The sequence below is a fragment of the Polaromonas sp. YR568 genome (assembly GCF_943369675.1).
Classification (GTDB): Bacteria; Pseudomonadota; Gammaproteobacteria; order Burkholderiales; family Burkholderiaceae_C; genus Polaromonas.
Genome location: NZ_CALROB020000001.1, coordinates 82,494 through 100,431 on the forward strand (window position 1 = coordinate 82,494; position 17,938 = coordinate 100,431).

A 17,938-nucleotide genomic window follows, 5' to 3' on the forward strand; every position below is an offset into this window, starting at 1 on the left:
CTCTGCAAAAATAAAAATGGGCCGGTTGACGATTGAATGACGATTGAAAAATGGTTAACGCCGCGGGTCAGCGCTGGAAAGGGCCCCAATCGGGCTCGCGAATATCGCCGCTGGCGCCGGACAGCTTCGCCTTGATCTTGCCGTCCAGCGTGGTGGTCATGAGTGCTTCCCTGCCCTGCTGCTGGGTGGCGTAGACGATCAGGCGGCTGTTGGGCGCGAAGCTCGGGCTCTCGTCGGCCGAGGTGTCGGTGATTGGAGTGACCGTGCCGCTGGCAAGTTCCATGACGTGCAGCTTGAAGGCGCCGCCCACCCGCGACACATAAGCCAGCCAGCGCCCGTCGGGGCTGAGGGCCGGGGAAATGTTGTAGCTGCCGGTGAAAGTGACGCGCTCGGCGTTGCCGCCGCCCGGACTCATGCGGTAGATCTGCGGCGCGCCGCCGCGGTCGCTGACGAAATAGAGGTAGCGGCCGTCGGGCGAAAAGGCCGGCTCGGTGTCGATGCTGGAAGACTGGGTCAGCCGTTTCGGCTCACCGCCGTTGAGGCCGATGGCATAAAGCTGCGAGCCGCCGTCGCGGCTCAGCGTGGCGACCAGTTGTTTGCCGTCCGGCGACCAGGCTGGCGCGCTGTTGGACCCCCGGAAGTTGGCCAGCAGGCGGCGTTTGCCGCTGGCCACGTCGTGCGAATAGATCACCGGCTTGCGCGACTCGAAAGACACGTAGGCCAGTTGCGAGCCGTTGGGCGACCAGGCGGGCGAGATGATGGGCTCAGGGCTGGTCAGGGCCGACTGCGCGCCCTCCCCGTCGGAATCGGCCACCCAGAGGTTGAACTTCTGGGCCGCCTTGGTCACGTAGGCGATGCGCGTGGAGAAAACGCCTTTCTCGCCGGTGAGCTTTTCATAGACAAAATCGGAAATGCGGTGCGCCGACAGGCGCAGGTCGGCCGGGCCCACGGTGTAGCTCTGCCCGCCCAGGTCCTGGCCGCGCACGATGTCCCAGAGGCGCAGGCGGACGTCATAGCGGCCGTCGGCCAGCAGCGACACGCTGCCGGTGACCATGGAGTCCGCGCCCTTTTGCCGCCAGACGGCCAGGTCGGGGCGGGTGTTCTCATCGGCGGCGACGCCGGTGGTGTCTACCGGGCGGAACATGCCGCTGCGCTCAAGGTCGGCCCGCACGATGGCGCCGATTTTCTGCGGCGCCTGCGCATCGCCGCGGAAGGCGGCGACGGCGATGGGCAACTGGGTCATGCCGACGCCGGAGACCTCGACGCGAAACTGCGCCAAAGCGGACGTGAGGGGCAAAGCCGGCAGTGCGCCGGCGGCAAGAAGGCTCACAAGGGTGCGGCGGCGAAGGTGAGGTGCAATACTCATAAGGGAGTTTTAGGTCCGTTCAGGGAAGTTATTTTGACGGGAGAAGATGTCTCAAGTTCACGAAGGCCTTTTTCGGCCCGAATCACATCGGTTTTCATGCGTTCAAGCACCCTTTTTTTGTTGATGGATTCCTGGTCGCGCGGGTTCTCGCGATGCCAGAGATGAAAGACTTCGGTGCCCATGAAACCGTTTTTGCGGTGCATGCCCAGGTGGTGAAGCCTGAGCACGAGGTCGGCATCTTCATGCCCCCACCCCTCGAAGGTTTCGTCGAATCCGTTGACAGCGGCAAAGTCCGAGCGCCAGACACCAAAATTGCAGCTGCGTATGCCATGCCAGTGAAAGTCTTGTTTTACCCTGAATAAACGCCGCGGCCAGCGAAGCAGGTGCAATAATTTGTTGCTGTCCCCCGCGAACCGCGCCCCTAACCAGAACCATACAGGACGGCTGGGCAAATCAATGGCGCCATTGACTACACGTTCTGTCAGACGTTGGCTGATAAGCACGCGGCTGCCGTTCAGGAAACAGCCCTTTTCGGCAAGCCGCGTGTGCGCGGCCACAAAAGCCTTGTTGGGGACGCAGTCGCCGTCCAGAAAGACCAGGTAATCGCCGCCGGCCTGGCTCGCGCCCAGGTTGCGGGCCCGCGCCGCCGTGAAGCCCACATCGGGATGCCAGACGTGACGCGCCGGGCATTTGAAATCGGGGCACTGGTCGAACAGCATCTGTACCTGGTCCGGCCTTGAACCATCGTCGGCCACCAGCACCTCATGACGCTCGTCACACTGCGCGGCCAGCGAGCGCAGCACGGCCAGCAAGGCATCTGTGCGGTTGTAGGTCAGGACGATAAAACTGATTTTCATTGCCCGGCCGGCGCCCCTTTGCCGTCACGTTGCAGCAACCACAACTTGAGGTATCGGTAATAAGTGCCTTCGGCGTTGGAGATGGCCAGGACCAAGCCCATCCTGCCGTCGAGAAAGCCCAGGCGCAGAAAATAGGTGCGGATGAAAGCCCACAGGCCATGGCCGATCGCCTTGCCGACCGACGCGGTCTTGCCTTTGTTGTGCAGGCTTTGGGCGCCGGCGGTGGAGTAGCGGTTGGCCTTGTCGAGGACGGCCTCGAAATTGCGGAAGCTCTCGTGCAGCAGGTGCGAGCGCAGCTGGCCCTCCAGACCCTGGGCGACGACTTTTTCGTGCACGAGGTCGTCGCTGAAGCGGGCCGCCGTGCGTCTGAACAAGCGGGTGACGCGGTCGGGATACCAGCCTGAGTGGCGCATGTACTGGCCGCAGTAGCTGGAGAGCCGGGGAAACGAATACACGTCGAAGGCCGGTGCCTTGAGGCAGGCCAGGATTTCCACCTGCAATTCAGGTGTCACCCGTTCATCGGCATCGAGCGACAGCACCCAGTCGGAGGTGGCCAGCGCCAGGGCCCGGTTTTTCTGGATGCCGAAGCCCGGCCAGTCGGGACTGAGGCTGACTTCGGCGCCCAGCGAGCGGGCGATTTGCGCGGTGCCGTCGCTGCTGCCGGAGTCCAGCACCACAAGCTGGTCCGCAAAACTCACGGAGCGCAGGCAGTCCGCTATGTTGTGGGCCTCGTTGTGGGTGATGACGGTGACGGACAAGCTTGCCAACGAATGCCTTGCAATGATGAAGGGAGAAGAAAACGGCTCAGGATTTTGCCAGTGAAACGGCTCTTCCGCGCCCCCTCCTGATGCGCTGACAGCATAGCAGAGGCCCCCTGGTGTTTGGGGTCCTGGCGGGAAATGGAATGGCCGATAATGCGGGCAATCCATCAGGCAACCTCCCCGACTATTTTGCGAACAAACAAGATCAATCTCCGGCTCGCCGCCATTTGCCTCATGGCCGCTTCCGTGGGCCTGCCAATCGCCATCATCAGCCTCGCCAAGCTACTCCTGCTCGGCTGTGTCATGGCAGTCCCCCTGCTCGCGAAGAACCTGCCGAAGAATGGGGCCTCCCTGGCCAAAACCTGGACGCTGCCGGCCGTGGCGCTGGCCTTGCTGGCGTTTGCGCTCAGCCTGCTCTGGACCGTCGCGCCGCAGGAAGAGGCCCTGGGCTCTCTCATCAAATACGGCAAACTCGTCATCATCATCGCCATGATGGCCCTGATCCGGGAGCGGCGCGAGGCGATGTATGCACTGGGCGCGTTTGCGCTGTCGCAGTTGCTGGTGGTGGCCAGCTCGTGGCTGCTTTTTGCCGACCTGCCCGTCCCCTGGGCCACCTCCCGCACGACACTGAGCCACTTCACGGTCTTTTCCGGCTATCTCGACCAGGGCATCATGAGCGCCGTATTCGCCGCGGTGTGCTGGCATTTGCGGGGCCTGGTGCCCGGCCGCTACGGCCCGCAGGTTGCCGTCGCGGTCGCCGTTGCCGCGTTGGCCAACGTCTTCTTCGTGCTGGCCGGCCGCACCGGCCAGGTGGTCGGCGTCGCCCTTCTGTCCCTGGCCATCATGTGGCAACTCCCCAAAAAGTACCGCATCGCCGTGGCCGTGCTGCCCTTCCTGCTGGGGCTGGTGCTGTTTGTGAGCTCACCCACCATGCGGGAACGGCTGACATTGCTCAAGACGGAAGTGCAAAGCTATTCACCGAAGCAGGAGACCGACACCTCATCGGGTGTACGGCTCACTTTCTGGCGGACGGCCGTCCAGCTCATCGCACAGAGGCCTCTGGCCGGCGCGGGCATCGGCAGCTGGAGCACTGAATACAACCGGATTGAACGCCAGAAAAACCCCGGGCACAAAAACATAGACCCCAACGGCAACCCCCACCAGGAATACCTGTACTGGGGCGTGCAGCTTGGTGTTCCGGGCCTGCTGCTGTTTGCCGCGTTGCTGCTTTCCGTGCTGCGCGACACCATGAAGATGGAGACGCCCTATGCCCGGGCCGCACAGTCGGCCTTGCTGTCGCTGGCTATCTGCTGCCTGTTCAATGCCAGCCTCTACGACGGCCTGATCGGGGACTTCTTCTGCGTGTTGATCGGCTTGCTGCTGGCATTGGGACTGAGCAAGCCCGCGGATCCGCCCCCACTTGAACGCGCAACGTGAGCTCTTCCACCGACACACATACCGCCACATCGGCCGCAAGGCCGACCTTGTGGCGCCGCATCGTCCGGGTCTGGCCTTATTTCAGCGGTGCGCGCGCGGGCTGGGCGCTGGCCATAGGCGCGACGATTGCCGCCTCGGCCACCGAACCCTTTGTGCCGGCGCTGCTCAAACCGCTGCTGGACCGGGGCTTCCAGAAGGGCGCACTCGATCTCTGGCTGGTGCCGGTGTCGCTGATCCTGCTGTTCACCGTGCGCGGCGTCGCCGGTTTCGTCGCGCAGTACGCGCTGGCCAAGGTCACGAATGAAGGCCTGCAGTCCCTGCGCCGGGCGATGTTCGGCAAGCTGTTGAGTTCGCGCCTGTCGCTTTTCGCGGACCAGTCCTCCAGCGCCATCGCCAACACCGTCGTCTACGAGGTGTTCAACGGCTCGTCGATGATGATCAACGCGGTCATGAAGCTGGCGCGCGACATCCTCACGCTCGCGGCCCTGGTGGCTTACCTGCTGTTCCTGAACTGGAAGCTGATGCTGATCGTCTCGCTGTTGTTCCCGGCGGTCGCGCTGGTGATCCAGCTGCTGACGCGGCGCCTCTACCGCCTGACCCGCGAAAGCCAGGTCGCAACGGACAACCTGGCCTACGTGGTGGAAGAAAACGTGCTGGCCCACCGCGACGTGCGGCTGCACGGCGCGCAGGCCGGCCAGGCTTCGCGTTTCGAGGCGCTGAGCAACACGCTGCGCCGGCTGTCCATCAAGTCCACCGTCGCTTATGCGGGCATGAGCGCCATCACCCAGGTGCTGGCCGCCATGGCTTTATCGGCCGTGATCTCCATCGCCCTGCTCCAGGGCTCGGAAAACACCACCACGGTGGGCGGCTTCGTCGCCTTCGTGACGGCCATGCTGTTGCTGATCGCGCCCATCAAAAGCCTCTCGGATGGCGCCACGCCCATCACGCGCGGGCTGGCCGCGCTGGAACGCGGGCTGGACCTGGTCGACCTGATTGACGATGAAAGCAGCGGAAATTACTCCACGGCCAGGGTGGCCGGCGGCATCGAGTTTTCCAACGTGAGCGTGACCTACAAGCCGGACGCGCCGCCCGCGCTGGACGGCGTCAGTCTGGCCATACGCGCCGGTGAAACAGTGGCGCTGGTCGGTTCCTCCGGCTCGGGCAAGACCACGCTGGTGAGCCTCTTGCCACGCTTTGTCGACTTCAGCGCCGGCAGCGTCAAGCTGGACGGCACGGAGCTGCGGGACTGGGACCTGGCCTCGCTGCGCTCGCAGTTTGCTTTCGTCAGCCAGCACGTCGTCATGTTCAACAACAGCATGGCCTTCAACGTCGCGCTGGGCCAGACCTTCGACCGTGACAAGGTCGTCGGCGCCCTGAGGGCCGCCAACCTGGGGCAACTGCTCGAAGAACTGCCGCAAGGCGTGGACACCGTGCTGGGCCACAACGCCATGCAGCTGTCGGGCGGGCAGCGCCAGCGGCTGGCGATTGCGCGGGCGCTGTACAAGGATGCGCCCGTGCTCATCCTCGACGAAGCCACCTCGGCCCTGGACACGGAATCGGAAAAAGCCGTGCAGGAAGCCATACAGCGACTGGCCGCGGGCCGCACCTCGCTGATCATCGCCCACCGGCTGTCCACCATCCAGCACGCCGACCGCATCATCATGATGAACGCCGGCCGCATCGTGGAACAAGGCAGCCACGCCGAACTGCTCCAAAATAACGGCGCCTATGCCCACCTTTACCGGCTGGGCTTCCAGGGCGCGACCTAGACAACGGACCCCCATCAATGCCAGTTTCCATCAGCGGCTTTACCTTTATTCGCAACGGCGTGGGCCTGGGCTTTCCCTTTGAGGCCTCCATACGCTCCCTGCTGCCCCTGGTCGATGAATTCGTTGTGGCCGTGGGCCAGGGAGAGGACGACACGCTGCAACGCGTCAAGGCCATCAACGACCCGAAAATCCGCATCATCGAAACCCTGTGGAACGAGCGCATGGCGGATCGCGGCTTTGTCTACGCGCAGCAAAAAATGATCGCGCAGTATTCGTGCACCGGCGACTGGGCCTTCTACCTCGAGGGCGATGAAGTCGTGCATGAGGGCGAGCTGGCCACCATACGCGCCAGCGTCGAGCGCCACCACCACAACCCTGCCGTCGAGGCGCTGGTCTTTGATTACCTGCACTTCTACGGCTCGCCCGACTGGATCTCCATCAGCCCCGGCTGGTACCGCCGCGAATGCCGGCTGATCCGCAACACCATACGCAGCTACGCGCCCGACGGCCAGTACTGGCTGGTCACCACGCAGCACAAGCGCGGGCGCAACCCGCAGGCGGCGCTGGCCAATGCGCACATCTACCACTACGGCTGGATACGCCGCAACGAGGAAATGCAGAAAAAGCTGGACCAGGTGAGCAAATACTGGGGCGAAGCCCAGGCGGCGCAGATCACCTACAGCCAGTTCGACCGCCGCGCCCTCGCCCCCTTCACCGGCACGCATCCGCAGGCGGTGCAGCCATGGCTGGCCACCGAGGCCGAGCCGGTCCTGAACATAGACCCGGCCTACAAGCCCACGCCCAAGGAAAACAAATACCACTTCATGCGGCAGGTGGAGTCGCTGACCGGCCTGGACTTCAGCCGCAAGCACTTCAAGCTGGTGGCCTGAGCCACTCAGGTACCGTCAGGAACCCGCGGTCTTGGCCGCGACAGCCGCAAAATACAGCGCTTCCTGCTGCAGCGCAATCTCGCGCCACTGGTAGTGCGCGGCAAAGGCCACAGCGCCCCCTGACAGCGTTTCACGCAACGCCGCCTGCGCCAGCAAATCCCCCAGCACCCGCGTCAGTTCGCCCGCATCCCGGGGGTCGTCCAGCATCAAGGCATTCGCGCCCTGGCTCAGCAGGCCGGCAATACCGCAGTACTTCGGCCCGCTGACCACCACCGGCAGGCCATGGGCCATGGCCTCCAGCACCACCATCGCAAAGGTGTCCTCGAAGGTGGGATGCACCAGGATGTCGGCCGCCTCGTAGGCCGGGCTGACGTCCTTGAGCGCGCCCAGGAAAAACACCCGCGCGCCCAGCTTGAGTGTTTCAGCCAGCGCACGGAATGCGGCGATATGCGCCGGGTTGCCCACCACTGCCAGCACCACGTCAGCCGGCAACTGCACCATAGCCTGGAGTAAAGCCTCCAGGCCCTTTTTGCGGTAATCGTTGCCCACGAAGAGCAAGCAGCTGCCGTCCGCCGGCAAGCCCAGTTGCGCCCTCGCCTCGCGTTTGCGATCTGCCGTCACGGTGCCGGGCAGGGTGATGCCCGGCGTGACCACTGAAATCGCGGCGCTGCTGTCCGGGTAAGCGGCCGCCATGATGGGCCGCAGGTTTTCGGAGGTCACCACCACCTGCCGGCCAGGGCGCGGCGCATAACGCGCGCGCTCCAGGCCCAGGTAGGCCAGCAGGCGCGGGCTGGTCACCACCTTGATCCAGCGCAGCACGCGGCGAACGCCATGGCGCCCGTGGAACAGGTTGTACTTGACCGGCATCACATGCACCGTCTGCACCTCGCCGTGCCAGGTGTTTTCGTGGGAATGCACCACGTCAAAGCCGCGCCGTGTTGCCCACCAGGTGGCCGTGGCAAACCACAGCTGGTTGACCCAGCGCGGTTTGCGCAGCGGCGAAGAAACCTTGTGGTAGGTCACGCCCGGCCACTGGTGGTCGATGTCCTGCGCGAACACATGCATCTCGTGCCGGGCCGAGAGCTGCTCGACCAGGGCGATGGAATAGCGCTCAGCGCCGCCGCCTGTCGGCGAAAAAGTACGGTTGAAGACGGCGATGCGCAGTTTCTTGGGCACGGGCAGGCTCATTTTTTCCGGCGGTCCTCGTAGGCCGTGGCGATCTTCAGCCAGAACACCGGCAAGGTGGTCGAGCGCAGCACCGGCACACGCGGCAGCTGCAGCAGGTCCATGCCCGCATGGCAGCGGCTGCGCTGCGTGGTGGTGGCGGTGGCAAAACCCAGTTCCCTGGCGAGCTCCACATGCCTGGCCTTGTAGTGCCCGTAGGGATAGCAGAAATGCTCGACAGCCAGGCCGGTCACGGCCTCCAGCCCGGTTTTGCCCAAGGCCATTTCCTCGCGGCTGCCCGGTTCGTCGGTTTCCAGCAGCTTGACGTGGCGGTGCGTGTGCGAGCCTATCTCCTGTCCGCCCGCCACCCATTGGCGAATCTCGGCCTCGTCCATCAGCGGTGTCTGCGGGATGCCGATGTTTTCGTCCCAGAGATTGGTCTTGCCGAGCAGGCCGCTCACCGCATAGCAGGTGGATGAGAACCCGTGTTTAGCCAATGCCGGCAAGGCATGGGTCAGGTTGTTGCGGTAACCGTCGTCAAAGGTGATGCCCACCACCTTGCCGCTGCGCTCGCCGCGCAGGTAAGGCTGCAGCGCGCCCATGGACAGGCCCGTGTAGCCGAGCAGTTTGAGCCAGGCCATTTGCCGCGCGAAAGCCGCGGGCGCCACGTAGAGCCCGCGAAACGGGCTGCCCTTCGGCGGCGCCTCGGCGATCTGGTGGTAGACCAGGATGGGGATGGCCTGGCTGTTTTGCGTCAACATGGAGGTCACAGCAGCACGATGTCGTATTGCTCCTGCGCCATGGCGGCCTCGGCCTGCAGGGAAATCGGCTTGCGGATGAAGTCGCTGAGGCTGGCCAGGTGCTGGCTTTCCTCGTCGAGGAAAAGCTCTATCACCTTGGGCGAAGCCACCACGCGGAATTCGCGCGGATTGAACTGCCGGGCTTCGCGCAGGATCTCGCGCAGGATGTCGTAGGTCACGCTGCGAGCGGTCTTGACCACGCCCTTGCCCATGCAGGCGCTGCAGGGCTCGCACAGCTGGTGGGCCAGCGATTCGCGGGTGCGCTTGCGCGTCATCTCCAGCAGGCCCAGCGCCGAGAAGCCGTTCACCGTGGTCTTGATGCGGTCGCGCGCCAGCTGCTTCTGGAACTCGGCCAGCACCGCGTCGCGGTGGTTTTCCTTGATCATGTCGATGAAATCGACGATCACGATGCCGCCCAGGTTGCGCAGCCGCAGCTGGCGCGCGATGGCCTGCGAGGCCTCCAGGTTGGTCTTGAAGATCGTGTCGTCGAAATTGCGCGCGCCGACAAAGCCGCCGGTGTTGACGTCCACCGTGGTCAGTGCCTCGGTCTGGTCGATGATCAGGTAGCCGCCCGACTTCAGGTCCACGCGCCGGCCCAGGGCCTTGGCGATTTCCTCGTCGATGTTGAAGAGGTCGAAAATCGGCCGCTCGCCGCCGTAGTGCTGCAGCTTCTGCTCGGTGGCAGGCATGAACTCCACGGCGAAGGTCTTGAGCTTTTCAAACTGCTCGCGCGAATCGATGCGTATGGTCTGCGTGCCCTCCACCACCAGGTCGCGCAGCACGCGCTGCAGCAGGTTCAAATCCTGGTGCAGCACCGAGGCCGGCGGCAGGCGCAGCGAAGCGTCCTTGATGCGCGCCCAGGTCTTGCGCAGGTAGGTGATGTCTTCGGCCAGTTCGGCGTCCGTCGCGTCCTCGCCGTTGGTGCGCAGGATGAAACCGCCGCCCATGTCGCCGGCCAGGGCCTGCACGCGCTGGCGCAGTTCCTCGCGCTGGCGCGGCGGTATCTTTTGCGACACGCCGATGTGGTTGTCCTGCGGCAGGAACACCAGCAGGCGGCCGGCGATGCTGATCTGCGCCGTGAGGCGCGCGCCCTTGGTGCCGATAGGGTCCTTGAGGACCTGCACCATCACCGCCTGCCCCTCGAAGAGCTGCTTTTCAATCGGCTGCGGCGAGGCCGGCGCCGCGGCCGCGGCACCGGCCGCCTGCGCGTCGCTGTCCGCATGGCGGCTGTTGATGCTGCTCATGAGGTCGGCCACGTGCAGGAAGGCCGCGCGGTCCAGGCCGATGTCGATAAAAGCCGACTGCATGCCGGGCAGCACGCGCGCGACCTTGCCGAGGTACACATTGCCGACCAGGCCCCGCTCCAGCGTGCGTTCGACGTGAAGCTCCTGGATGGCGCCATGCTCGACCACCGCGACCCGGGTTTCCTGGGGCGACCAGTTGATCAGGATGTCTTGTTGCATGTTGGTCCTGAATAGAGGTATGTGGGACGCTAGAGGCGAATGCCGGCGGCCTTCAGCAAAAGCGCCGTTTCCCTCAGCGGGAGCCCCATGATGCCACTGTAGCTGCCGGCCATGCGGCTGATGTGCATCGCCACCCTGCCCTGCACCGCATAGGCGCCGGCCTTGCCCATGGGCTCACCGCTGGCGACGTAGCTGCGGATCTCGGTCGGCGTCAGCGCATCAAAACTCACGCGCGAAGTGCTCAGCGCCTCGAAACGGCGGCGCCCGGCCTGCACCGCCACGGCGGTCAGCACCCGGTGCGTGCCGCCCGAGAGTTCACCCAGCATGCGGGCCGCATCTTTTGCGTCGTCGGGCTTGCCGTAAATCACGCGCCCCATAGCCACCGTGGTGTCCGAACACAGAATCGGCGCCGGCGGCAGCTTTCTCCGCTTCATGCGCGCGACTGCCGCATCGAGTTTGAGGCCCGTGACACGCTGGACGTAGGTCGCGGGTGCTTCGTTCTTGAGCACCGCTTCCAGCGATTCGGCATCTTCTTCGGCGTCCGGAAGCAGCAGTTCGTGGCGTACGCCCAGTTGCTCCAGCAGCTGCCGCCGCCTGGGGCTTTGGGAAGCCAGGTAGATAAATTCGTGCATATACGGGTTAGCGAGTCCTACCAGCAGGGGCCGCGGAACCGGCTTTGCCGGGCCGCAGGCGCAGCGCCCCCTCGGGGGGCAGCGCAGTACGCGAAGCGACAAGCGTGGGGGCCATTATTCGCGATGATATGGATGGTTAATGGTGATGCTCCAGGCCCGGTAGAGCTGCTCTATCAGCAGCACACGCACCATGGCATGGGGCAAGGTCAGATCCGACAGGCGCAGGCGCTCATGCGCGGCCTGCTTGAAGCCGGCGTCCAGCCCGTCGGGCCCGCCTATCACGATGGCGACGTCGTCGCCGGACAATTGCCAGGCCTTGAGCCGCTCGGCCAGCGCCACCGTGGTGACGGCCGTGCCGCGCTCGTCCAGCGCCACGACACGCGTGCCGCGTACGATGCTGGCTTCGATGCGCCCGCGCTCGGCGGACAGCAGGGTGTCCAGGGTTTTGGAGGCGCGCGGTTCGGTCTTGACGGCCTTGAGCTCGACCTTGAGCTCGGGCGGAAAGCGTTTGGCGTAGTCGTCATAGGCGGTCTGCGCCCAGTCGGGCACTTTCTGGCCGACGGCTACGATCGTCAGCCTCATTTGCTCCGGGGAGCGGTTTTCCTGGCGGCGGGTTTCTTGGCCGCGGTCTTGGCGGCTGTTTTGACCACCGTCTTGCGAGCGGCGACCTTTTTAGGCACAGGCACCTTGATGATGGGCGTTTTCACGGCCGGCTTGGCCGACTTTGCAGGTGCCGCCTTGGCGCCGGCACGGGCGGGTTTGGCGGCGGGCTCGGCGGCCGTTGCCGTCGCATTGCGTTTGGCGGTCCAGTCGTTGGTCTTGCCGACGCGGCCCACATAGCTGGAATCAGCGGTTTTGGCGGGCGCCTTGGCCGGTGCTTTTGCCGGTGCCTTGGCGGAGGACTTGCCGGCGGTTTTTGCGCCGGCCCTGGCGGGCGTTTTCGCGCCAGCGCGGCTTGCCTTGGGCTTGGCTTCGGGTTCGGCCTCAACCTTGGACGCCTTCACCAGCGGTGCGGGCGCGCCCAGCTTCTGCTTGATGGGCTTGTCGCCCCAGAGTTCTTCCAGGTGGTAGTACTGGCGAATGGTCGGCTGCATGATGTGCGCCACGGCGGCGCCGCAGTCGACGATGATCCATTCCCCGTTTTCTTCACCTTCAATGCGCGGCTTGGAAAAGCCGGCGTCGCGCACCGCATCGCGCACGCTGGCGGCCAGCGCCTTGGTCTGGCGATTGGAGCTGCCCGAGGCGATGATCACGCGCTCGAACAGCGAGGTGATGTGTTCGGTATCGAAGACCTGGATGTCCTGCGCCTTGACGTCCTCCAGGCCATCAATGATGGCGCGCTGCAGTTTCTGCACATCCTTTTTGTCGGCGGCGGCGGAGGTTTTGGCGGTGGTGGAGGTCATGCAGTGTTTTGCTTCGATAAGGTAGGAAATTAATGGGAACGGTAGAGCTGGTGCAGTGAAATATAACGCGCAACGGCTTCAGGAACCAAGCGGGTAATCTCCCCTGCGGTCGCCGCACCCGAGGCCGCCAACTGGCGAATCTGGGTGGCGCTCACGGGCATCAGGGGGAGATTGAGCAGCGTAAAACGGCTGCTGCGGCTTTCATAGGCCTCAAACTGAGGCTCAACCGGCATGGATTGTGCGCGGCCAGCTATACAAATTATAGCAATATCCAGGATGTCCTGCCACCGGTGCCATTGCCGGAAGGCGGCGAACTGGTCGGCGCCTATGAACAGGTGGATTTGGGCGCCCGGATTCTCGGCCTGCAGGGCCAGCAAGGTGTCTATGGTGAAGGTCGGTCCAGGGCGCTGCACCTCGCGTTCGTCCACCTGGACGTGCGGGATGGCCTCAAACGCCAGCCTGGCCATGTCCAGCCGGTGCTCCGGCGCGCTCAGGGCCTGCGACTTGTGCCAGGCAATGCCGGTGGGCACCACATACAGCGTGTCCAGCCCGAACTGGGCAATGGCCGCCTCGGCCAGGGCCACGTGGGCCTTGTGCGGCGGGTCGAAGGCGCCGCCAAAAACGCCGATGCGCTTGTCCGGTGCGGGCGGCCGGGAGTTCAAACCCAGTCCCGCCTGGGCAAAAACTCCGTGTAAAGCCGCTCCTCGGCGCTGCCGGCCTCGACGCCGCGCTGGTAAAACCAGCTCGCCAGGGGCGGCATGGACATCAGGATGGACTCCGTGCGCCCGCCCGACTGCAGGCCGAAATGCGTGCCGCGGTCCCAGACGAGGTTGAATTCCACATAACGGCCGCGCCGGTAGAGCTGGAATTCGCGCTCGCGCTCACCGTAAGGTGTGTCCTTGCGCCGCTCGACGATGGGCAGGTAGGCCTGCAAAAAGCCATCGGCCACGCTTTGCATCATGGCAAAGCTGCGTTCCGGGCCCAGTTCCTGGAAGTCGTCAAAGAACACGCCGCCTATACCGCGCTGCTCCTGCCGGTGCTTCAGGTAGAAGTATTCGTCGCACCACTGCTTGAAGCGCGGGTATTTGTCGTCACCGAAAGGCGCCAGTGCATCCTTGCAGGTCTGGTGGAAGTGCACCGCATCTTCTTCAAAGCCGTAATACGGCGTCAGGTCCATGCCGCCGCCGAACCAGCAGACAGGCGCATCGGGACTCGCAAGCGGCGCCGCGGCCAGCATGCGCACGTTCATGTGCACCGTGGGCACGTAAGGGTTGCGCGGGTGGAACACCAGCGAAACGCCCAGGGCCTCAAACGGCGCGCCGGCCAGTTCGGGCCGGTGCTGTGTCGCCGAGGGCGGCAGCCTGGGCCCGCGCACATGCGAAAAACCGCAGCCGGCGCGCTCGAACACCTTGCCCTGCTCCAGGATCATGGTCAGGCCGCTGCCCTGCAGCGTCTCGCCGGGCTCTTTCTGCCAATAGTCGGCCGTGAAAGCCTGGCCGTCGATGGCGGAGATGGCACTGGTGATGCGTTGCTGCAGCGCCAGCAAAAAGTCTTTAACGCTGGAAATGTCGGTCATGCTGAGGCTGAAAAACGGTCACTATTGAGCGCTCACGACTTGAGCGCGCGCCAGCCGATGTCCTTGCGGTACTGCGCGCCGTCAAAACCCAGGCTCTGGGCGACTTCGTAGGCGCGCTGTTGCGCGGCCTTGACCGTGCTGCCCAGCGCCGTCACGCAGAGCACGCGTCCGCCCGACGTCAGCGTCGCGTCGCCGTCCTTGCGCGTGCCGGCGTGGAACACCATCGCGTCTTCGGGCGCATCGCCGGGTTTGACCAGGCCGTGGATCACGTCGCCCTTGCGCGGGTTCAGCGGGTAGCCGTGCGCGGCCATCACCACGCCCAGCGCCGGCCGGCGGTCCCAGTCGAGTTCGATCTGGTCCAGCGTGCCCGAGGTCGCCGCCATCATCACGTCGAACAGGTCGGTCTTGAGCCGCATCATGATGGGCTGGGTTTCCGGGTCGCCCATGCGGCAGTTGAATTCCAGCGTCTTGGCTTTGCCTTCGGCGTCTATCATCAGGCCCGCGTACAGGAAGCCGGTGAAGGGAATGCCGTCTTTTTCCATGCCCTTGATGGTCGGCAGGATGATCTCGCGCATGGCGCGGCCGTGCACCTCGGGCGTGACGACCGGGGCCGGCGAATACGCGCCCATGCCGCCGGTGTTGGGGCCTTCGTCGCCGTCCAGCAGGCGCTTGTGGTCCTGGCTGGTGGCCATGGCCGCCACGTTCTTGCCGTCGCACATCACGATGAAGCTGGCTTCCTCGCCCTGCAAAAACTCTTCAATCACCACGCGCGCGCCGCCTTCGTTGTGCGTCACGCCCAGCGGGTTGAAGTCCGGGTTGGGCGCGAGCATGAACTCGATGGCCTCGTGCGCCTCGTGCAGCGTCATGGCCACGACCACGCCCTTGCCGGCCGCCAGGCCGTCGGCCTTGACGACGATGGGCGCGCCTTTTTCGTCGACATAGGCGTGGGCCGCGGCCGCGTCGGTAAAGGTTTCGTACTCGGCGGTCGGGATGCCGTGGCGCTTCATGAAGGCCTTGGAAAAGGCCTTGGAGCTTTCCAGCTGCGCGGCCGCTTTGGTCGGGCCGAAGACGCGCAGGCCGTGGGCACGGAACTCATCCACAATGCCGGCCGCCAGCGGCTGCTCGGGGCCGACCACGGTCAGCGCGATTTTTTCGGCCAGCGCCCATTCGCGCAGCGCCTTCACATCGGTGATGGCGATGTTTTCCAGCCGCGAATCGAGCGCGGTGCCGCCGTTGCCGGGCGCGACGTAGACCGCCTGCACCTTGGGGGACTGCGCCAGTTTCCATGCCAGGGCATGTTCACGGCCGCCGCCGCCCACTACGAGAACTTTCATGCTGCTGCTTTCATTGCTGTTGTTTCTTGTGTTTCTTTATGCATCTTCAGGCAGGGCCGCGTTGTGGAACACGTCCTGGGTGTCGTCCAGGTCTTCCAGCACGTCCAGCAGCTTCTGCATCTTGCGGGCGTCGTCGCCGGCAAGCTCAATGGTGTTGTCGGCGCGCATGGTGACCTCGGCGACTTCGGGCTTCAGGCCCGCAGCCTCGAGCGCGTTGCGCACGGCTTCAAAGCCGGTGTACGGCGTCAGCACCTCGATGGCGCCGTCTTCATGCGTGATCACGTCGTCGGCGCCGGACTCCAACGCCACTTCCATGATTTTGTCTTCGCTGGTGCCGGGCGCAAAAATCAGCTGGCCGCAGTGCTTGAACTGGAAGGCCACCGAACCTTCGGTGCCCATGTTGCCGCCGTGCTTGGAAAACGCGTGGCGCACCTCGGCCACAGTGCGCACCTTGTTGTCGGTCATGCAGTCGATGATGATGGCCGCGCCGCCTATGCCGTAGCCTTCGTAGCGCACTTCCTCGTAATGCACGCCTTCCAGGCTGCCGGTCGCCTTGGCGATGCCGTATTTGACGTTTTCACTGGGCATGTTGGCCGCTTTGGCCTTGTCCACCGCCAGGCGCAGCCGCGGGTTGATGCCCAGGTCGCCGCCGCCCATGCGGGCCGCCACCATGATCTCGCGCATCACCCGCGTCCAGATTCGCTGGCGTTTTTCGTCCTGTCGGCCCTTGCGGTGTTGAATATTCGCCCATTTACTATGACCAGCCACGACGGAAACCCTTAAATGATGGATTAATTGATTTAATCTACAAACCGCATTTTACTTTTTCACCCACTGCACACCCCCATGGCCGAAACCACCGCCCTCCCCCTGCTCATCGCCCGCAACGCCGACACCCAGTGCGAACTGCTGCCAGGCCTGGCGAACCGCCACGGCCTGATCACCGGCGCCACCGGCACCGGCAAGACCGTCACGCTGCAGACCCTGGCCGAGAATTTCTCCAGGATAGGCGTGCCGGTCTTCATGGCCGACGTCAAGGGCGACCTGACCGGCATCAGCCAGGCCGGCACCATCGGCCCCAAAATGGCCGCCGTCCTCAAGGAACGCGGCATAGACATCCCCGAATCGCTGGCCTGCCCGGCCACGCTGTGGGACGTCTTCGGCGAACAGGGCCACCCGGTGCGCGCTACCGTCTCCGACATGGGGCCGCTGCTGCTGGGCCGCATGCTCAACCTCAACGAAACCCAGGCCGGCGTGCTGAACCTGGTCTTCAAGATCGCCGACGACAACGGCATGCTGCTGCTGGACCTCAAGGACCTGCGCGCCATGCTGCAGTACGTAGGCGACAACGCCAGCGAGTTCACCACGAAATACGGCAACGTCAGCGCCGCCAGCGTGGGCGCCATCCAGCGCGGTTTGCTGCAGGTCGAAACCCAGGGCGGCGAAAAATTCTTCGGCGAGCCCATGCTCAACATCAGCGACTTCATGCAGACGGTGGACGGCAAGGGCGTGATCAACATCCTGGCCGCCGACAAGCTCATGAACTCGCCGCGCCTTTATGCCACCTTCCTGCTGTGGATGCTGTCCGAGCTGTTCGAGCAGTTGCCTGAAATCGGCGACCCCGAAAAACCCAAGCTGGTGTTCTTCTTCGACGAGGCGCATTTGCTCTTCAACGAAGCGCCCAAGGTACTGGTCGAGCGCATCGAGCTGGTGGTGCGCCTGGTGCGCTCCAAGGGCGTCGGCGTGTATTTCGTGACGCAGAACCCGCTGGACATCCCCGATTCGGTGCTCGCCCAGCTGGGCAACCGCGTGCAGCACGCGCTGCGCGCCTTCACCCCGCGCGACCAGAAGGCCGTCAAGGCCACGGCGCAGACCATGCGGCAAAAGCCCGGCCTGGACATCGAAACCGCCATCACCGAGCTGGCCGTCGGCGAGGCGCTGGTCAGCCTGCTCGACGCCAAGGGCCGGCCCGGCATCACCGAGCGCGTTTTTGTGCTGCCGCCCGGCAGCCAGATCGGCCCCATCACGCCGCAACAGCGCCAGGCCCTGATACAGGGCTCGCTGGTGGCCGGCGTCTATGAAAAAACCGTGGACCGCGAATCGGCCTACGAAAAAATCAAGGGCCGCGCCGATGCCGCCGCCGCCGAAGCGGCCAAGGCGCCCCAGGGCGGTGCGGCCGGCACCAGCGACTCGGGCGGCATCATGGGCGGCCTCAACGACGTGCTCTTCGGCACCACCGGCCCGCGCGGCGGCAAGCATGACGGCCTGGCGCAAAGCATGGCCAAGTCGGCGGTGCGCACCATGGGCTCGGCCGTGGGCCGCGAGATCATCCGCGGCGTGCTGGGCAGCATCTTCGGCGGCAAGAAGCGCTGAGGCAATTCTTTGTTCTTCACTCTTTCTCCCTCTCCCCCTGGGAGAAGGAGCAATACAGTTGTCGCAAATTGGCGACCCGATGCGTGCCGGGCTTGTCAAGCCCGGCACGCATC

17 protein-coding genes are annotated in these 17,938 nt (G+C 64.7%); 4 read left to right on the forward strand and 13 right to left on the reverse strand.

Annotated features, from left to right (window positions below; translation table 11 throughout):
- Positions 1–67: 67 nt before the first annotated feature.
- The 3 genes from tolB to ACLV8F_RS00380 are packed head-to-tail and all read right to left on the reverse strand — an operon-like array spanning position 68 to position 2,990.
- Complete coding sequence (gene tolB / locus ACLV8F_RS00370; protein WP_411882264.1) at positions 68–1,366, reverse strand: Tol-Pal system beta propeller repeat protein TolB; 1,299 nt, start codon at positions 1,364–1,366, stop codon at positions 68–70.
- Entirely contained in the window at positions 1,363–2,223 is an 861-nt protein-coding gene (locus ACLV8F_RS00375; protein WP_411882265.1) for a glycosyltransferase family 2 protein, read from the reverse strand. The genes tolB and ACLV8F_RS00375 overlap by 4 nt, the downstream gene beginning before the upstream one ends.
- Entirely contained in the window at positions 2,220–2,990 is a 771-nt protein-coding gene (locus ACLV8F_RS00380) for a glycosyltransferase family 2 protein (RefSeq protein ID WP_411882266.1), read from the reverse strand. The genes ACLV8F_RS00375 and ACLV8F_RS00380 overlap by 4 nt, the downstream gene beginning before the upstream one ends.
- Positions 2,991–3,218: 228 nt before the next feature.
- Between ACLV8F_RS00380 and ACLV8F_RS00385 the strand changes: the two genes are divergently transcribed.
- From ACLV8F_RS00385 to ACLV8F_RS00395, 3 genes are read left to right on the forward strand one after another with little or no spacing between them, the layout of a single operon-like run.
- Positions 3,219–4,421, forward strand: a complete 1,203-nt coding sequence (locus tag ACLV8F_RS00385) for an O-antigen ligase family protein (protein ID WP_411882267.1) — start codon at positions 3,219–3,221, stop codon at positions 4,419–4,421.
- A complete protein-coding gene (msbA, locus tag ACLV8F_RS00390; RefSeq protein WP_411882268.1) occupies positions 4,418–6,190 on the forward strand; it encodes a lipid A export permease/ATP-binding protein MsbA in 1,773 nt (590 codons plus the stop codon). Before ACLV8F_RS00385 ends, msbA begins: the two co-directional genes overlap by 4 nt.
- 17 nt (positions 6,191–6,207) lie before the next feature.
- Entirely contained in the window at positions 6,208–7,080 is an 873-nt protein-coding gene (locus ACLV8F_RS00395) for a glycosyltransferase (RefSeq protein WP_411882269.1), read from the forward strand.
- A 15-nt stretch (positions 7,081–7,095) separates the two neighbouring features.
- Here ACLV8F_RS00395 and ACLV8F_RS00400 read toward each other — a convergent pair whose 3' ends face one another.
- From ACLV8F_RS00400 to ACLV8F_RS00445, 10 genes are all read right to left on the reverse strand, one after another.
- Positions 7,096–8,256, reverse strand: coding sequence for a glycosyltransferase family 4 protein (locus tag ACLV8F_RS00400; protein ID WP_411882270.1), 1,161 nt, complete (start codon positions 8,254–8,256; stop codon positions 7,096–7,098).
- Between the two features lie 8 nt (positions 8,257–8,264).
- Positions 8,265–9,005, reverse strand: a complete 741-nt coding sequence (locus tag ACLV8F_RS00405; protein WP_411882271.1) for a polysaccharide deacetylase family protein — start codon at positions 9,003–9,005, stop codon at positions 8,265–8,267.
- A 5-nt stretch (positions 9,006–9,010) separates the two neighbouring features.
- On the reverse strand, positions 9,011–10,507 hold the full coding sequence (rng, locus tag ACLV8F_RS00410; RefSeq protein ID WP_411882272.1) for a ribonuclease G: 1,497 nt from the start codon (positions 10,505–10,507) through the stop codon (positions 9,011–9,013).
- Between the two features lie 29 nt (positions 10,508–10,536).
- Positions 10,537–11,139, reverse strand: a complete 603-nt coding sequence (locus tag ACLV8F_RS00415) for a Maf family protein (RefSeq protein ID WP_411882273.1) — start codon at positions 11,137–11,139, stop codon at positions 10,537–10,539.
- Between the two features lie 114 nt (positions 11,140–11,253).
- Entirely contained in the window at positions 11,254–11,721 is a 468-nt protein-coding gene (gene rlmH, locus ACLV8F_RS00420) for a 23S rRNA (pseudouridine(1915)-N(3))-methyltransferase RlmH (RefSeq protein ID WP_411882274.1), read from the reverse strand.
- Positions 11,718–12,542, reverse strand: a complete 825-nt coding sequence (rsfS, locus tag ACLV8F_RS00425) for a ribosome silencing factor (RefSeq protein ID WP_411882275.1) — start codon at positions 12,540–12,542, stop codon at positions 11,718–11,720. Before rsfS ends, rlmH begins: the two co-directional genes overlap by 4 nt.
- Before the next feature lie 29 nt (positions 12,543–12,571).
- Positions 12,572–13,204 carry a nicotinate (nicotinamide) nucleotide adenylyltransferase gene (gene nadD / locus ACLV8F_RS00430; protein ID WP_411882276.1) on the reverse strand — a complete coding sequence of 211 codons (633 nt, stop codon included), beginning with the start codon at positions 13,202–13,204 and terminating at the stop codon, positions 12,572–12,574.
- A complete protein-coding gene (hemF, locus tag ACLV8F_RS00435; protein ID WP_411882277.1) occupies positions 13,201–14,118 on the reverse strand; it encodes an oxygen-dependent coproporphyrinogen oxidase in 918 nt (305 codons plus the stop codon). The genes nadD and hemF overlap by 4 nt, the downstream gene beginning before the upstream one ends.
- A gap of 32 nt (positions 14,119–14,150) precedes the next feature.
- Positions 14,151–15,452 (reverse strand): phosphoribosylamine--glycine ligase, encoded by a 1,302-nt coding sequence (gene purD / locus ACLV8F_RS00440; RefSeq protein ID WP_411882278.1) that lies wholly within the window; start codon positions 15,450–15,452, stop codon positions 14,151–14,153.
- A 36-nt stretch (positions 15,453–15,488) separates the two neighbouring features.
- The gene (locus tag ACLV8F_RS00445) at positions 15,489–16,220 is read right to left on the reverse strand and encodes a YebC/PmpR family DNA-binding transcriptional regulator (protein WP_411882279.1); all 732 of its coding nucleotides are present in this window, start codon (positions 16,218–16,220) and stop codon (positions 15,489–15,491) included.
- A gap of 78 nt (positions 16,221–16,298) precedes the next feature.
- On the opposite strand from ACLV8F_RS00445, the gene ACLV8F_RS00450 reads away from it, so the two are divergent.
- Positions 16,299–17,825, forward strand: a complete 1,527-nt coding sequence (locus ACLV8F_RS00450) for a helicase HerA-like C-terminal domain-containing protein (RefSeq protein ID WP_411882280.1) — start codon at positions 16,299–16,301, stop codon at positions 17,823–17,825.
- The last annotated feature ends 113 nt before the right edge of the window (positions 17,826–17,938 follow it).

Coding starts and splice junctions, on each gene's coding strand:
- hemF (WP_411882277.1), bottom strand. CDS start 14,118: ATGACCGACATTTCCAGCGTTAAAGACTTTTTGCTGGCGCTGCAGCAA.
- ACLV8F_RS00395 (WP_411882269.1), top strand. CDS start 6,208: ATGCCAGTTTCCATCAGCGGCTTTACCTTTATTCGCAACGGCGTGGGC.
- ACLV8F_RS00385 (WP_411882267.1), top strand. CDS start 3,219: ATGGCCGCTTCCGTGGGCCTGCCAATCGCCATCATCAGCCTCGCCAAG.
- ACLV8F_RS00450 (WP_411882280.1), top strand. CDS start 16,299: ATGGCCGAAACCACCGCCCTCCCCCTGCTCATCGCCCGCAACGCCGAC.
- purD (WP_411882278.1), bottom strand. CDS start 15,452: ATGAAAGTTCTCGTAGTGGGCGGCGGCGGCCGTGAACATGCCCTGGCA.
- rng (WP_411882272.1), bottom strand. CDS start 10,507: ATGCAACAAGACATCCTGATCAACTGGTCGCCCCAGGAAACCCGGGTC.
- ACLV8F_RS00405 (WP_411882271.1), bottom strand. CDS start 9,005: ATGTTGACGCAAAACAGCCAGGCCATCCCCATCCTGGTCTACCACCAG.
- rsfS (WP_411882275.1), bottom strand. CDS start 12,542: ATGACCTCCACCACCGCCAAAACCTCCGCCGCCGCCGACAAAAAGGAT.
- ACLV8F_RS00375 (WP_411882265.1), bottom strand. CDS start 2,223: ATGAAAATCAGTTTTATCGTCCTGACCTACAACCGCACAGATGCCTTG.
- rlmH (WP_411882274.1), bottom strand. CDS start 11,721: ATGAGGCTGACGATCGTAGCCGTCGGCCAGAAAGTGCCCGACTGGGCG.
- tolB (WP_411882264.1), bottom strand. CDS start 1,366: ATGAGTATTGCACCTCACCTTCGCCGCCGCACCCTTGTGAGCCTTCTT.
- ACLV8F_RS00415 (WP_411882273.1), bottom strand. CDS start 11,139: ATGCACGAATTTATCTACCTGGCTTCCCAAAGCCCCAGGCGGCGGCAG.